The sequence below is a fragment of the Stenotrophomonas sp. a6 genome (assembly GCF_030913325.1).
GTDB classification, from domain to species: domain Bacteria; phylum Pseudomonadota; class Gammaproteobacteria; order Xanthomonadales; family Xanthomonadaceae; genus Stenotrophomonas; species Stenotrophomonas maltophilia.
On record NZ_CP133161.1, the window covers coordinates 1,258,238 to 1,272,531 of the forward strand.

The following is a 14,294-nucleotide window of genomic DNA, read 5'->3' on the forward strand; positions in this document are numbered from 1 at the left end:
CCGGCCAGCGGCCGGCACTACCGTTTACTTGCCCAGCCGGGCTACCAGTGCCTGCAGGGCGTTCTGTGCGTCCGGGGCGAACCAGGCCTCGACGAAGCGGTCCAGCTGGATCAGGTCCGGGTGCAGCGCCTCATGCAGGTCGGCACGGGCAATCGCGCGGGTCAGCAGCATCGGCTGGCGCGGCTGCTTGAGCAGGTTCTGCAGCCAAGCGATGGCGCGTGCCACCACCAGGTCTCCCTCGGCCAGCTCATCCACCAGGCCGATCTGCAGCGCCTGTTCGGCCGGCACCAGCGAACCGGTGGTCAGCAGCACACCGGCGCGGTGCACGCCCACCGCACGGCGCAGCAGGCGCTGGATGCCCTCCGGCGCAATCAGGCCGACCTGCACCTCGTTCAGGCCGATGGCATACGGCCGCGACGGATCGGCGCTGCGCGCCATCACCCGGTAGTCGCAGCACAGGGCCAGCACGCAGCCACCCGCCGGGGCGTGGCCGGTGATCGCCGCGACCACCGGAATGCGGCTCTCGGCCAACGTGCGCACGGCGCCAAAGAAGGCGTTCCAGGTGTCCAACAACTTGTGCTTGTCATCGCCATGCGAGAGCAGGTGCGGCACGTCCATGCCGCCGGTGAAGACGCGCTCGCTGCCCGACAGCACGATGCCATGCGCGTCTTCGGCCATGGCCAGCTCGATGGCATGGATCAACTGCCGGCACAGTTCGGTGTCCAGTGCGTTGACCGGCGGCCGTGCCAGGCGCAGTTCGCGGATGGGGCCATGGTTGATCACCTCGATGAGCGTCGTCATGCTGCGGTCTCGTTGCGAAGAAGGAACCTGGGCGATGATAACCAAACCATTCGTTGGCGTACTGTGGGTCCTGTGTGCGACCGCAGCATCGGCCTCGGCCGCCGAACCGGCGTGCGTCACGGTGGAGCAGGGCTGGGCGCGGTTGCCTCCGAATCCGGCAATGCCGATGACCGCCGGCTACGGCGTCATCCACAATCGCTGCAGTATGGCGGTGGCGATCACCGGCGCGACCAGCAGCAGCTTCGGTGATGTGTCGCTGCACGAGACCACGATTGTCGACGGGGTCAGCCGGATGCGCGCGATCGAGCGCCTGCCGCTGGCAGCCGGCGCGCGTGCCGAGCTCAAGCCCGGCGGCCTGCACCTGATGCTGATGCAGGGCAAGGGCGCGCTGAAGGAAGGGCAGGTGCTGCCGCTGCGGCTGCAGCTGGAAGGGGGGGGTGAAGCGAGCGCGACGCTGACCGTGCGCAAGGCTGCGAAATGACGGTCGGGTAGTGCCGGCCGCTGGCCGGCAGCACGGGCAATGCCGGCCAGCGGCCGGCACTACCAAACAGGCTTACGACCAGTCGTAAGAGAACAGCACCGTGCGGCTGACCGGCTCGTACAGCATCACGATCGCGTCGGCACCGGTGGCGCACCAGTTGTAGCCGGCTACGTCGGCCACGGCGAAGAATTTGTTGCCATCGCGGGTGATGATCACCGTTTCGGCATCGTCCGCAGCATTGGGGTCATCGGCCGCCTCGGTGAAGCCCAGTTCGAAGGCTGCGGGAATCTCCGCGGTCTCGGTCCAGTTGCCGAAACCAATGGGGCCACCCAGCGTATCCAGATAATCGCGCTCGCTGGCCTCACCCTTGCCGTAGCGCGAGTAGCAGGCGAGACGGCCGTGCGTGGCATGGTAGTCGCGGGCCTTGGCGTAGCTCTCGCGCATCTGCGCGATGTGTTCCTGTGCGTCCTTGTCCTGTACCGCATCGCCGATGAAATAGCCCTCGTTGCCGAGGAAGCGCATCTGGTTGCCGGCGGTCAGTTCGAAGGCGATCCAGTTGGTGCCGGTGAAATCGTTGTGGTGTTCTTCGGTGGTCTCGCCGATGCAGCCGTCGTACGGCTCGATCGGGCACAGCATCGTTGCCACCTGGCCAGCCAGTTCCGGGCGCAGCACGCCCAGGTCGATCTTCAGCAGCGGCAGCAGGTGCTGGCCGAGCCAGGCCTGGTCGGCGGGAAAGACGTCGGTGGGGAAGGGGACCATGCCGGGCAGCAGGTCGCGCAGTTCGGTCTTGTGGATCATGTCAGTCCTTTGATCAGTGTCGGTCGTGCCGGCCGCTGGCCGGCAACCTCATTGCAGCCAATGCGTGCCGACCAAGGTCGGCACCCACCAGGGCGCGTCAGGTAGAGGCGCTGCGGATCGCCTCCGGCAGCGGTGCGCTCTTGCCGGTCTGGGTATCCATCCAGACCACCACCACGTTGCCATCGGAATACAGCTTCGAATCGTCCTGCTGATCGACGATGCGGTGGCCGATGGTCACGCTGCTGTTGCCCAGGCGCTCGACGAACAGCTCGACCAGGATGTCGTTGGGCCACACGATCGGCAGCCGATAGTTGACGTTGGTCGCGGCCACCACCGGGGCGATGCGGTCGGTCATCGACACGCCGTCCACGCCCAGCATCCAGCGCACGCGCGCTTCCTCCAGGTAGGAAATGTACTTGGCGTTGTTGACGTGGCCCATGCTGTCCATGTCACGCCAGCGCACGCTGATCGGGATGCGGGCCAGGATCTTGTGTTCGCTGCTCATCAGGCGTCCTTCTTCTTGGTCGTGCTCTTGCTGGCCTTGCCGGTGCTCTTGGCAGCCACCGCCTTCTTCGCCACCTTGGCCGGCTTCTCAGGCTTCACCTTGCGCGGCGGGCGGGCATCGGGCTTGTTGGCCACGGCGGCCGGCTGTTCCGGGCGCGCGCTGGTGGACGGCAGCATGCGGGCCAGGAACTGGCCGGTGTACGACTGCGGGCAGGCCGCCACGTCTTCCGGCGTGCCGGTGACCAGGATGGTGCCACCGCGATGCCCGCCTTCCGGGCCCAGATCGACGATCCAGTCGGCGGTCTTGATCACGTCCAGGTTGTGCTCGATCACCACCACCGTGTTGCCCTCGTCGCGCAGCTTGTGCAGCACGCCCAGCAGCGCTTCGATGTCGTGGAAGTGCAGGCCGGTGGTCGGCTCGTCGAGGATGTACAGGGTGCGGCCGGTATCGCGGCGCGACAGTTCCTTGGACAGCTTCACGCGCTGCGCTTCACCACCAGACAGCGTGGTCGCGCTCTGGCCCAGCTTGATGTAGCTCAGGCCGACGTCGACCAGCGTTTCCAGCTTGCGCGCGATCGACGGCACCGGCTCGAACAGCTTCAGCGCATCCTCGACGGTCATTTCCAGCACGTCGTTGATGTTGAAGCCCTTGTACAGGATCTCCAGCGTTTCGCGGTTGTAGCGCTTGCCATGGCAGACATCGCACGGCACGTACACATCCGGCAGGAAGTGCATCTCGACCTTGATCAGGCCGTCGCCCTGGCAGGCTTCGCAGCGGCCGCCGCGCACGTTGAAGCTGAAGCGGCCCGGCGAATAGCCACGCGCGCGCGCTTCAGGCACCTGTGCGAACAGTTCGCGCAGTGGAGTGAACAGGCCGGTGTAAGTGGCCGGGTTGGAACGCGGGGTGCGGCCGATCGGCGACTGGTCGATGTCCACCACCTTGTCGAACAGGTCCAGGCCATCGATCTCCTTGTACGGGGCGATCGGGTGCGAGGAACCGTTGATCTCGTTGGCGGCCAGCGAGAACAGGGTGTCGTTGATCAGGGTCGACTTGCCCGAGCCGGACACGCCGGTCACGCAGGTCAGCAGGCCCGACGGAATCGCCAGGTCCACGCCCTTCAGGTTGTTGCCGCTGGCCCCGCGCAGGTGCAGGGTCATCTTCGGGTTCGGTTTGTGCCGGCGCGCCGGAATCTCGATCGCGCGCTTGCCGGACAGGTACTGGCCGGTCAGCGAGCGCGGGGCTTCCAGGATGTCCTGCAGGGTGCCCTGGCCGACGATCTCGCCGCCATGAACGCCCGCGCCCGGGCCGATGTCCAGCACATAGTCGGCCAGACGGATCGCATCCTCGTCATGCTCCACCACGATCACCGTGTTGCCCAGGTCGCGCAGGCGGGTGAGGGTGCCGAGCAGGCGTTCGTTGTCGCGCTGGTGCAGGCCGATGGACGGCTCGTCGAGCACGTACATCACGCCGACCAGGCCGGCGCCGATCTGGCTGGCCAGGCGGATGCGCTGTGCCTCACCACCGGACAGGGTGTCGGCCTTGCGCTCCAGGGTCAGGTAATCCAGGCCCACATCGACCAGGAAGCCGAGGCGTTCGCCGATTTCCTTGACGATCTTCGCAGCGATTTCGCCACGCCAGCCCGGCAGGCTCAGCTCGCTGAAGAACTTCAGCGCCTCGTCGATCGGCAGCACTACCAGGTCCGGCAGCGGGCGGTCGGCCACGAACACGTTGCGAGCCGCCTTGTTCAGGCGGGCGCCATGGCATTCCGGGCACGGCTGCTCGCTGATGTACTTGGACAGTTCTTCGCGCACCGCCGGCGACTCGGTTTCCTTGTAGCGGCGTTCGAGGTTGGGAATGATGCCCTCGAAGCGGTGCTTGCGCTGGGTGCGGCCACCGGCTTCGGTGAAGTAGGTGAAGGTGATCGCTTCGTCGCCGCTGCCGTACAGCACGGCCTGCTGCACCTTGGCCGGCAGCGAGTTCCACGCCGCGTCGACGTCGAACCGGTAGTGCTTGGCCAGCGAAGCGATCAGCTGGAAGTAGTAGGCATTGCGGCGATCCCAGCCGCGCACCGCACCGGCGGCCAGCGACAGTTCGGGATGCACCACCACGCGCGAGGGGTCGAAGAACTCGGCCATGCCCAGGCCATCGCAGCCGGGGCAGGCGCCCATCGGTGCGTTGAACGAGAACAGGCGCGGTTCCAGCTCCGGCAGCGAGTAATCGCAGACCGGGCAGGAATACTTGGAGGAGAACAGCGTCGGCGCGGTTTCGGTGTTGTCCAGGCTCTGCACCGAGGCCATGCCGTCGCCCAGCTTCAGCGCGGTCTCGAAGCTCTCGGCCAGGCGCTGCTTGATGTCCTCGCGCGGGCGGAAGCGGTCGATCACCGCCTCGATGGTGTGCTTCTGGCGCAGTGCCAGCGGCGGCACCGCGTCGATTTCATGCAGCTCGCCGTCCACGCGCACACGGACGAAGCCCTGCGCACGCAGCTGGTCGAACACCTGCGCATGCTCGCCCTTGCGGTCGCGGATGACCGGCGCCAGCAGCATGTAGCGCTGCTCCGGGTCCAGCGTCAGCACCTGGTCGACCATCTGGCTGACCGTCTGCGCTTCCAGTGGGTAGCCATGGTCCGGGCAGCGCGGGGTGCCGACGCGGGCGTACAGCAGGCGCAGGTAGTCGTAGATCTCGGTGATCGTGCCGACGGTCGAACGCGGGTTGTGCGAGGTCGACTTCTGCTCGATCGAGATGGCCGGGGACAGGCCTTCGATGTGGTCCAGGTCCGGCTTTTCCATCACGCTCAGGAACTGGCGCGCATAGGCCGACAACGACTCGACATAGCGGCGCTGGCCTTCTGCATAGATGGTGTCGAACGCCAGCGAGGACTTGCCCGAGCCGGACAGGCCGGTGATCACGATCAGCTTGTCGCGGGGCAGGTCGAGGTCGAGGTTCTTCAGGTTGTGCGTCCGCGCGCCGCGGATGCGGATGAAATCCATCGCCATGGGGGATCCGGTTGTGGGGGCGTTGGCTGGGTGCCGGGCCAGCAGGGAACGGCAATCGGTCAGCCTACCGAGGTGACCAGATGGGGGCAATGGGCGACAATGCCAGCCCGGTGTCTCACCTTGTGAGACAGGCCGTCAGCCAGGGGTCAGATCCCTTTTCACGGCGTGAAAATGCTTCTGACCCCTTTCCGGTGCCGTCTCCTTCGACGTTCAGGGGTTGACTTGACCCGCGCCCGCTGATCTGCGTACAATTCCGCTCCTGTCCGCCCTCGATGGCGGCAGCTCAGACCACAATAACTACAGAGGAAGGCCTGGTCATGTACGCAGTACTGGTCACCGGCGGTAAGCAATACCGCGTGGCGCAGGGCGAAAAGCTCCGCATTGAAAAGCTCGAAGTCGAAGTCGGCAGCGAGATCAAGTTTGACAACATCCTGATGCTGGGTGACAGCGACGGCGTGAAGCTGGGCGATGCGCTGAAGGGCGCTGCCGTCACCGCCAAGGTCCTGTCCCAGGGTCGTGCTGACAAGGTCCGGATCATCAAGTTCCGTCGCCGCAAGCACCACATGAAGCGTCAGGGTCACCGTCAGTACTACACCGAAATCGAGATCACCGGCATCGCCGGCTAAGCATCAGGAGAAGCAGTCATGGCACATAAAAAGGGCGTAGGCTCCTCGCGCAACGGTCGCGACTCCAACCCGAAGTACCTGGGCGTCAAGATCTTCGGCGGCCAGGCCATCGAAGCCGGCAACATCATCGTGCGTCAGCGCGGCACCCAGTTCCACCCGGGCACCGGCGTTGGCCTGGGCCGTGACCACACCCTGTTCGCCCTCGTGGACGGCAAGGTGGAGTTCTCGGTCAAGGGCGCCAAGAAGCGTCGCACCGTCAGCATCGTCTCGGCCGACGCCTGATCCAGGCATCGCCGGCGCCCGTGCCTCGGCATGGGGGTGCTGCATGAAGAGCCCCGCTTCGGCGGGGCTTTTCGTTAGAGTTGAAGCAAGACCGGCCAGGCCGGGCTGCCGGCCATCGGCAGGCATAACATTCAAGGTGACGGCCGGCAGGCCGCGCCCATCGCAGGCATCGAAACAATGAAACTGGTAGACGAAGCAGAAATCGAAGTGTTCGCCGGCAACGGCGGCAACGGCTGCATTGGCTTCCGTCGCGAGAAGTTCATTCCGCTCGGCGGCCCGGACGGCGGCGACGGCGGTGCGGGCGGCAGCGTGTACATCCGCGCCGACGAAAACCTGAACACCCTGGTCGACTTCCGCCATGACCGCATCTTCAAGGCGCAGCGGGGCGAGAACGGCATGGGCCGCCAGGCCTACGGCAAGGGCGGCGAAGACCTGACCATCACCGTGCCGGTCGGCACCGTGGTGATCAACGTTTCCACCGATGAAGTCATCGGCGACCTGACCCAGCACGGCGACCGCCTGCTGGTGGCCAAGGGCGGCCGCGGTGGCCTGGGCAACATGCACTTCAAGAGCTCGACCAACCGCTCGCCGCGCCAGGCGCTGCCGGGCGAGCCGGGTGAGGAGCGCACGCTGAAGCTGGAGCTGAAGCTGCTGGCCGACGTCGGCCTGCTGGGCTTCCCCAACGCCGGCAAGAGCACCCTGATCCGTGCCGTTTCGGCGGCGACGCCGAAGGTGGCCGATTACCCGTTCACCACGCTGTACCCGAACCTGGGTGTGGTGAAGGTGGAAAACTACCGCAGCTTCGTGATTGCCGACATCCCGGGCCTGATCGAAGGCGCGGCCGACGGTGCCGGCCTGGGTGCGCAGTTCCTGCGCCACCTGCAGCGCACCCGCCTGCTGCTGCACCTGGTGGACATCTCGCCGATGGAGGGTGGGGTGGAAGGCATTTCTCCGGTCGAGCAGGTGCGCGCCATCGAGCGCGAGCTGGAAAAGCACGATCCGGAACTGCTGCAGAAGCCGCGCTGGCTGGTGCTGAACAAGGCTGACCTGATGTTCGAGGACGAAGCGAAGGCTGCGGCCGAGCAGATCGTCGCCGAGCTGGGCTGGAAGGAGCCGTGGTTCCTGGTCTCCGCGCTGGGCCGCGAAGGCACCTTCCCGATCATGAGCCGGATCATGGCCTTCTTCGATCGCCAGAAGGAAGAAGAGCAGGAAGCCCGTAACGCGCAGTAGAGTCGACTGTCAGTCGACTGACGTTGGCAAAAACCCGGCTTCGGCCGGGTTTTTCATTTTCCGGTAGTGCCGGCCGCTGGCCGGCATTCCTCGGGGTTGCCGGCCAGCGGCCGGCACTACCGGATCGCTGGCAACAAAAAACCCGGCCGGGGCCGGGTTCTTGTCTGCAGCCCGGCCCCGGAGGGCAGGGCGGCAACGCCGGATCAGGCGGCCTTGAGGGCCTTGATGCGGTCGTTCAGGCGGCTCTTGTGGCGAGCAGCCTTGTTCTTGTGGATCAGGCCACGCGCGCTGAAGCGATCCAGGATCGGCTGGGCAACGGCGAAGGCGGCTTCGGCGCCGGCGGCATCGTTGGCGTCCAGCGCCTTGATCACTTTCTTGACAGCGGTGCGCAGCATCGAGCGCTGAGCCACGTTGCGCGCGTTGCGCACGACGGTCTGCTTGGCGCGCTTCTTGGCGGACTTGATATTGGCCACGGTGGTGGTTTCCTGAAAAAATCGGTGTTATGGGAACAGCAAGCTAGCTAGTATGATGGCGTAAGAAATGCACGTCAAGTCGATTGTCAAGAGGGACGCTGAGTGAGTTCACCCAAGTTGTTGCGGGGCCTGCTGTCGTTCAGCAGCATGACCATGGTCTCGCGCGTTCTCGGACTTGTCCGGGACTTCGTGGTGACCACCACGTTCGGCACCAACGCCATCACTGATGCTTTCTGGGTCGCCTTCAGGGTACCCAATTTCCTGCGGCGTTTGTTCGCCGAAGGCTCTTTCGCCACCGCTTTCGTGCCCGTGTTCACGGAAGTGAAGGAGACCCGCAGCCACGCCGAGCTGCGTGAACTGATGGCCCGCACCGCCGGCACCCTGGGCGGGGTGCTGATGCTGGTCACTGCGCTGGCGCTGATCTTCGCGCCGCAGCTGGCCTCGGTCTTCTCCAGTGGCGTTGATACCGATCCGGTCAAGCAGGGCCTGCTGGTCGACCTGTTCCGCCTGACCTTCCCGTTCCTGTTGTTCGTGTCGCTGACCGCCCTGGCCGGCGGCGCGCTGAACAGCTTCCAGCGCTTCGCCATGCCGGCGCTGACCCCGGTCATCCTCAACCTGTGCATGATCGCCGGCGCGCTGTGGCTGGCCCCGCGGCTGGGCGGTACCCCGGAAAAGCAGATCCTGGCGCTGGGCTGGGCGGTACTGGCTGCCGGCATCCTGCAGCTGCTGTTCCAGCTGCCCTCGCTGAAGGGCATCAACCTGCTGACCCTGCCGCGCTGGGGCTGGAGCCATCCGGGCGTGCGCAAGGTGATGACGCTGATGGTGCCGACCCTGTTCGGTTCCTCGGTGGCGCAGATCAACCTGCTGCTGGACACCGTCATCGCGGCCAAGCTGACCGATGGCTCGCAGTCCTGGCTGTCGCTGGCCGACCGCTTCCTGGAGCTGCCGCTGGGCGTGTTCGGCGTGGCGCTGGGCACGGTGATCCTGCCGGCGCTGGCCCGTCACCACGTCAGCACCGACCGCGAGGGCTTCTCGCGCTCGCTGGACTGGGGCCTGCGCATGACCCTGCTGATCTCGGTGCCGGCCATGCTGGGCCTGCTGCTGCTGGCCGAACCGCTGATTGCGACCATCTTCCAGCACGGCCAGTTCAGTGCCTTCGATACCCGCATGACCGCGCTGTCGGTGTACGGCCTGAGCTTCGGCCTGCCGGCGTTCGCCCTGCTGAAAGTGGTGTTGCCCGCGTTCTACGCACGCCAGGACACCAAGACCCCGGTGCGCGCGGGTGTGGCCGCGCTGGTGGCCAACATGGTGTTCAACTTCGCCCTGCTGGCGGTGCTGTACCAGGTCATGGTGCCGGACGAGCTGAAGGCGCAGGGCGTGATGGCGGCCATCGGCAAGCAGCCGGGCCTGCATCTGGCACTGGGCATTGCCAGCGCGCTGTCCAGTTACCTGAACCTGGGCCTGCTGTGGTACTGGCTGGGCAAGACCGACGTTTACCAGCGCCGGCCGGGCTGGGGCGGCTATCTGCTGCGACTGCTGCTGGCCTGTGCGGCCATGGTTGGTGTGCTGCTGGCCCTGCTGCACTGGCTGCCAGGCTTCTCGGCGATGAGCGTGTGGGAGCGGATCGGCAGCCTGTCGCTGCTGGTCGGCGGTGGCGGTGTCACCTACGCGGTAGCCATGCTGGCGATGGGCTTCCGCCCGCGCGATCTGCGTGGGCATTGATCGCGGCTTGTGGCGGCTATACTTCAGGGTTACACCATTGAAGCGGCGGCCCCGGTCGGGCCGGAACGAGAGTTGATGAGCAGGCTGTTCAGAAGCGTCGAGGGCGGGGAGCTGTTCCCCAACGGAAGCGTGGTCTGTATCGGTGCATTCGACGGCCTCCACCTGGGCCATCGTGCGCTGGTCCGCCACGCGGTTGCCCGCGCGCGCGCCTTGGGCGTCGCCGCCGTGGCCGTGGCGTTCGAGCCGCTGCCGCGTGAGTTCTTCGCCCAGGGCACACCGCCGCCGCGGCTGACCCTGGCGCGCAGCAAGGTCGAGATCCTGCGCGAGCTCGGTGTCGATGCGGTCGGCCTGCTGCGATTCGACGCGGCGATGGCGGCGATGCCGGCCGAGACCTTCGTGCGCCAGTTGCTGGTCAAGCGCCTGAGTGCGCGTGAGGTCTGGATCGGCCCGGAGTTCTGCTTCGGCAACCGCCGCCGTGGCGACCTGGCTCTGCTGCAGAAAATGGGTGCCGAACTGGGTTTCACTGCGGGCGAAATTGAAGCGGTTGACCTGCATGGCGAACGCATTTCCAGCACCCGCATCCGCCAGCTGCTGCAGCAGGGCGACTTCGCCCGTGCCAACGACCTGCTGGGCCGTCCGTACGCGATCAGCGGCCGGGTGGTGCGCGGGCGCCAGCTCGGCCGTACGCTGGGCTTCCCCACCGCCAACCTGCGGTTCCCGAAGACCCCAGCGCTGTCGGGCATCTACGCGACCTGGGTGCATGGCGTGTTCGACCAACCGTGGCCGTCGGTGTCCAGCTTCGGCACCCGCCCGACGGTGGAGGGCGTGGAGCCGCTGCTGGAAGCCCACCTGTTCGATTTCCAGGGCGACCTGTACGGGCGCCACATCGATGTGGAGTTCGTCGCCAAGCTGCGCGACGAAGAGAAATTCAATGATCTGGCGGCGCTGACCGACCAGATGCACCGCGACGCCGAACAGGCGCGCGCCATCCTTTCCGAACATAGATTGCGAGCCACTGCGTGAGCCAGGACTACAAGACCACCCTGAACCTGCCAGCCACCGAATTCCCGATGCGCGGCGACCTGCCCAAGCGCGAGCCGGGCATTCTGGCGCGGTGGGAAGAGCAGGGGCTCTACCAGCAGCTGCGCGACAACGCCGCCGGCCGCCCGCTGTTCGTGCTGCACGACGGCCCGCCGTACGCCAACGGCCGCATCCATCTGGGCCACGCGGTCAACAAGATCCTGAAGGACATCATCGTCAAGTCGCGCTACCTGGCCGGCTTCGATGCGCCCTACGTGCCGGGCTGGGACTGCCATGGCCTGCCGATCGAGATCGCGGTGGAAAAGAAGTGGGGCAAGGTCGGCACCAAGCTCGACGCCGTTGAATTCCGCCAGAAGTGCCGCGAGTTCGCCGAAGAGCAGATCAACATCCAGCGCGTGGACTTCAAGCGGCTGGGCGTGACCGGTGACTGGGACAACCCGTACAAGACCCTGAGCTTCGACTTCGAAGCCAACGAGATCCGTGCACTGTCCAAGGTCGTGGCCAACGGCCACCTGGTGCGTGGCGCCAAGCCGGTGTACTGGTGCTTCGACTGTGGCTCGGCGCTGGCCGAGGCCGAGATCGAGTACCAGGAAAAGGAATCGCCGGCGATCGACGTGGCCTACGCCGCACGCGATGCGCAGGCCATCGGCCAGGCGTTCGGCGTGAGCGTGCCGGCCGACGTGGAAGTGGCCGTACCGATCTGGACCACCACCCCGTGGACGCTGCCGGCCTCGCTGGCGGTGTCGCTGGGCGCGGAGATCACCTACGTGCTGGCCGAAGGCCCGGCGCACAACGGCAAGCGCCGTTGGCTGGTGCTGGCTGCGGCGCTGGCCGAGCGCGCGCTGCAGCGCTATGGCGTCGAAAACGTGGTGCTGCACGGTGAAACCACCGGTGCGGCGCTGGAGAACCAGCTGCTGGCGCACCCGTTCTACCCGGAGCGCGAGATCCTGGTGCTCAACGGCGACCACGTCTCCGACGAGGACGGTACCGGTGCGGTGCACACCGCCCCCGGCCACGGCCAGGAAGACTTCGTGGTCAGCCAGAAGTACGGCCTGCTGGACAAGTACAACGCCGGCCAGGTGACCCCGATCGACGGCCGTGGCGTGTACCTGGAATCGACCCCGCCGGCCGGTGACGTGGTGCTGGCTGGCCAGCACCTGTGGAAGGCACAGGAAGCCATCGTCGGCGTGCTGCGCGACAACGGTTCGCTGCTGGCGTTCCATCCGATCCGCCACAGCTACCCGCACTGCTGGCGCCACAAGACGCCGGTGGTGTTCCGGGCCACCCCGCAGTGGTTCATTTCGATGGACAAGGCCAACCTGCGCAACGATGCGCTGGCCGCCATCGACACCGTCGGCTGGTTCCCGACCTGGGGCAAGGCGCGCATCCAGAGCATGGTCGACGGTCGCCCGGACTGGACCATCTCGCGCCAGCGCACCTGGGGCGTGCCGATCGCACTGTTCACCCACCGGCAGACCGGCGAGATCCATCCACGTTCGGTGGAGCTGATGCAGCAGGTCGCCGACCGCGTCGAAGCCGAGGGCATCGACGTGTGGTACTCGCTGGATGCCGCCGAACTGCTGGGCGCTGAAGCCGCCGACTACGAGAAGGTCACCGACATCCTCGACGTCTGGTTCGACTCGGGCGTGACCCATGAAGGCGTGCTTGCGGCGCGAGGCTTCGGCAAGCCGGCCGACCTGTACCTGGAAGGTTCCGACCAGCACCGCGGCTGGTTCCAGTCCTCGCTGCTGACCGGCGTGGCGATCGACAAGCGCGCCCCGTACAAGCAGTGCCTGACCCACGGCTTCACCGTGGATGAGCACGGCCGCAAGATGTCCAAGTCGCTGGGCAACGGCATCGAGCCGCAGGACATCATGAACAAGCTGGGCGCGGACATCCTGCGCCTGTGGATCGCCTCGGCCGACTACAGCAACGAGATGTCGCTGTCGCAGGAGATCCTGAAGCGTAACGCCGATGCCTACCGCCGCCTGCGCAACACCGCACGCTTCCTGCTCGGCAACCTGGACGGTTTCGATCCGGCCCAGCACCTGCGTCCGCTCGACCAGATGGTCGCGCTGGACCGCTGGATCGTGCATCGCGCGTGGGAGCTGCAGGAGAAGATCAAGGCGGCCTACGACGGCTACAACATGGCCGAGATCGTGCAGCTGCTGCTGAACTTCTGCAGCGTGGACCTGGGCTCGCTGTACCTGGACGTGACCAAGGACCGCCTGTACACGATGCCGACCGATTCGCACGGTCGCCGTTCGGCACAGAGCGCGATGTACCACATCGCCGAAGCGTTCACCCGCTGGGTGGCGCCGATCCTGACCTTCACCGCCGACGAGCTGTGGGGCTACCTGCCGGGCGAGCATGCTGGCCATGTGCTGTTCACCACCTGGTACGACGGCCTGGCGCCGCTGCCGGCCGATGCCCAGCTCAACGCCACCGACTTCGACCAGTTGCTGGCTGTGCGCGAGCAGGTGGCCAAGGTGCTCGAGCCGATGCGTGCCAACGGCGCCATCGGTGCCGCGCTGGAAGCGGAGATCACCATTGCCGCCAACGAGGAGCAGGCCGCGAAGTGGCAGCCGCTGGCCGATGAACTGCGCTTCCTGTTCATCAGTGGCGACGTGCAGGTGCGCCCGGCGACCACCGACGAGGTGTTCGTCAGCGCCCAGCCGACCACCAAGGCCAAGTGCGTGCGCTGCTGGCACCACCGCGCCGACGTCGGCCGCAACGCCGACCATCCGGAACTGTGCGGCCGTTGCGTGAGCAACGTGACCGGCGCCGGCGAAGTGCGGAGCTGGTTCTGATGGCCGCGCCCCGTCCGCATCCGAACGCCCTGGTCTGGCTGCTGCTGTCGGCCGCCATCATCGGCCTGGACCAGTGGTCCAAGGCCTGGGTGCTGTCGAGCCTGCCGGAGTTCCAGCCGGTGGTGGTCATCGACGGCTTCTGGAACTGGTACCGCACCTACAACACCGGCGCGGCATTCAGTTTCCTGAGCGACGCCGGTGGCTGGCAGAAGTACTTCTTCACCGCACTGGCGATCGCCATCAGCGGCCTGATGGCGTGGTGGCTGCGCGGCACCGCGCGCGGCAACTGGAAGGCCGCGGTGCCGTATGCGCTCATCATCGGCGGCGCCATCGGCAACGTGATCGACCGCCAGGTGCACGGCCACGTGGTCGATTTCATCCAGTGGTACGTGGGCAGCTACACCTGGCCCTCGTTCAACATCGCCGACTCGGCCATCGTGGTGGGTGCCATCGGCATCGCCCTGTTTGGCCTGTTCGACGGCAAGTCCGCCAAAAAGGCGGATAATGCCAATCCGAAACCGTAAGCCGGCCG

Annotated in this window: 13 protein-coding genes; 8 read left to right on the forward strand and 5 right to left on the reverse strand. The window is 66.4% G+C overall.

Going from position 1 to position 14,294, the window contains the following annotated elements; all coding sequences use genetic code 11:
* Positions 1–24: 24 nt before the first annotated feature.
* On the reverse strand, positions 25–801 hold the full coding sequence (locus Q9Q79_RS05875) for an enoyl-CoA hydratase/isomerase family protein (RefSeq protein WP_012479449.1): 777 nt from the start codon (positions 799–801) through the stop codon (positions 25–27).
* Between the two features lie 34 nt (positions 802–835).
* Here Q9Q79_RS05875 and Q9Q79_RS05880 point away from each other — a divergent pair, with 34 nt between their 5' ends.
* Positions 836–1,282 carry a copper chaperone PCu(A)C gene (locus tag Q9Q79_RS05880; RefSeq protein ID WP_012479450.1) on the forward strand — a complete coding sequence of 149 codons (447 nt, stop codon included), beginning with the start codon at positions 836–838 and terminating at the stop codon, positions 1,280–1,282.
* Between the two features lie 72 nt (positions 1,283–1,354).
* On the opposite strand, the gene Q9Q79_RS05885 is transcribed toward Q9Q79_RS05880, so the two are convergent.
* The 3 genes from Q9Q79_RS05885 to uvrA form a co-directional block, all read right to left on the reverse strand.
* On the reverse strand, positions 1,355–2,080 hold the full coding sequence (locus tag Q9Q79_RS05885) for an enolase (protein ID WP_076738843.1): 726 nt from the start codon (positions 2,078–2,080) through the stop codon (positions 1,355–1,357).
* A gap of 97 nt (positions 2,081–2,177) precedes the next feature.
* A complete protein-coding gene (locus Q9Q79_RS05890; protein ID WP_060380351.1) occupies positions 2,178–2,585 on the reverse strand; it encodes a thioesterase family protein in 408 nt (135 codons plus the stop codon).
* Positions 2,585–5,578, reverse strand: coding sequence for an excinuclease ABC subunit UvrA (uvrA, locus tag Q9Q79_RS05895; RefSeq protein WP_024957497.1), 2,994 nt, complete (start codon positions 5,576–5,578; stop codon positions 2,585–2,587). The genes Q9Q79_RS05890 and uvrA overlap by 1 nt, the downstream gene beginning before the upstream one ends.
* 317 nt (positions 5,579–5,895) lie before the next feature.
* Here uvrA and rplU point away from each other — a divergent pair, with 317 nt between their 5' ends.
* The 3 genes from rplU to cgtA all read left to right on the forward strand — a co-directional run bounded on the left by rplU (position 5,896) and on the right by cgtA (position 7,716).
* A complete protein-coding gene (rplU, locus tag Q9Q79_RS05900; RefSeq protein ID WP_005408557.1) occupies positions 5,896–6,204 on the forward strand; it encodes a 50S ribosomal protein L21 in 309 nt (102 codons plus the stop codon).
* A gap of 18 nt (positions 6,205–6,222) precedes the next feature.
* On the forward strand, positions 6,223–6,486 hold the full coding sequence (gene rpmA, locus Q9Q79_RS05905) for a 50S ribosomal protein L27 (protein ID WP_005408558.1): 264 nt from the start codon (positions 6,223–6,225) through the stop codon (positions 6,484–6,486).
* 177 nt (positions 6,487–6,663) lie between these two features.
* A complete protein-coding gene (cgtA, locus tag Q9Q79_RS05910) occupies positions 6,664–7,716 on the forward strand; it encodes an Obg family GTPase CgtA (protein ID WP_099527509.1) in 1,053 nt (350 codons plus the stop codon).
* Between the two features lie 203 nt (positions 7,717–7,919).
* Here the strand turns inward: cgtA and rpsT are convergent, their stop codons facing one another.
* Positions 7,920–8,189 (reverse strand): 30S ribosomal protein S20, encoded by a 270-nt coding sequence (gene rpsT, locus Q9Q79_RS05915; RefSeq protein ID WP_005408560.1) that lies wholly within the window; start codon positions 8,187–8,189, stop codon positions 7,920–7,922.
* A gap of 117 nt (positions 8,190–8,306) precedes the next feature.
* On the opposite strand from rpsT, the gene murJ reads away from it, so the two are divergent.
* From murJ to lspA, 4 genes are all read left to right on the forward strand, one after another.
* The gene (gene murJ, locus Q9Q79_RS05920) at positions 8,307–9,911 is read left to right on the forward strand and encodes a murein biosynthesis integral membrane protein MurJ (protein ID WP_024957498.1); all 1,605 of its coding nucleotides are present in this window, start codon (positions 8,307–8,309) and stop codon (positions 9,909–9,911) included.
* 75 nt (positions 9,912–9,986) lie between these two features.
* Complete coding sequence (locus Q9Q79_RS05925) at positions 9,987–10,934, forward strand: bifunctional riboflavin kinase/FAD synthetase (protein WP_012479506.1); 948 nt, start codon at positions 9,987–9,989, stop codon at positions 10,932–10,934.
* Positions 10,931–13,762, forward strand: a complete 2,832-nt coding sequence (gene ileS / locus Q9Q79_RS05930) for an isoleucine--tRNA ligase (protein WP_076738842.1) — start codon at positions 10,931–10,933, stop codon at positions 13,760–13,762. The genes Q9Q79_RS05925 and ileS overlap by 4 nt, the downstream gene beginning before the upstream one ends.
* The gene (gene lspA / locus Q9Q79_RS05935; RefSeq protein ID WP_005408564.1) at positions 13,762–14,286 is read left to right on the forward strand and encodes a signal peptidase II; all 525 of its coding nucleotides are present in this window, start codon (positions 13,762–13,764) and stop codon (positions 14,284–14,286) included. Before ileS ends, lspA begins: the two co-directional genes overlap by 1 nt.
* The last annotated feature ends 8 nt before the right edge of the window (positions 14,287–14,294 follow it).

Coding starts and splice junctions, on each gene's coding strand:
- Q9Q79_RS05875 (WP_012479449.1), bottom strand. CDS start 801: ATGACGACGCTCATCGAGGTGATCAACCATGGCCCCATCCGCGAACTG.
- Q9Q79_RS05880 (WP_012479450.1), top strand. CDS start 836: ATGATAACCAAACCATTCGTTGGCGTACTGTGGGTCCTGTGTGCGACC.
- Q9Q79_RS05885 (WP_076738843.1), bottom strand. CDS start 2,080: ATGATCCACAAGACCGAACTGCGCGACCTGCTGCCCGGCATGGTCCCC.
- Q9Q79_RS05890 (WP_060380351.1), bottom strand. CDS start 2,585: ATGAGCAGCGAACACAAGATCCTGGCCCGCATCCCGATCAGCGTGCGC.
- uvrA (WP_024957497.1), bottom strand. CDS start 5,578: ATGGCGATGGATTTCATCCGCATCCGCGGCGCGCGGACGCACAACCTG.
- rplU (WP_005408557.1), top strand. CDS start 5,896: ATGTACGCAGTACTGGTCACCGGCGGTAAGCAATACCGCGTGGCGCAG.
- rpmA (WP_005408558.1), top strand. CDS start 6,223: ATGGCACATAAAAAGGGCGTAGGCTCCTCGCGCAACGGTCGCGACTCC.
- cgtA (WP_099527509.1), top strand. CDS start 6,664: ATGAAACTGGTAGACGAAGCAGAAATCGAAGTGTTCGCCGGCAACGGC.
- Q9Q79_RS05925 (WP_012479506.1), top strand. CDS start 9,987: ATGAGCAGGCTGTTCAGAAGCGTCGAGGGCGGGGAGCTGTTCCCCAAC.
- lspA (WP_005408564.1), top strand. CDS start 13,762: ATGGCCGCGCCCCGTCCGCATCCGAACGCCCTGGTCTGGCTGCTGCTG.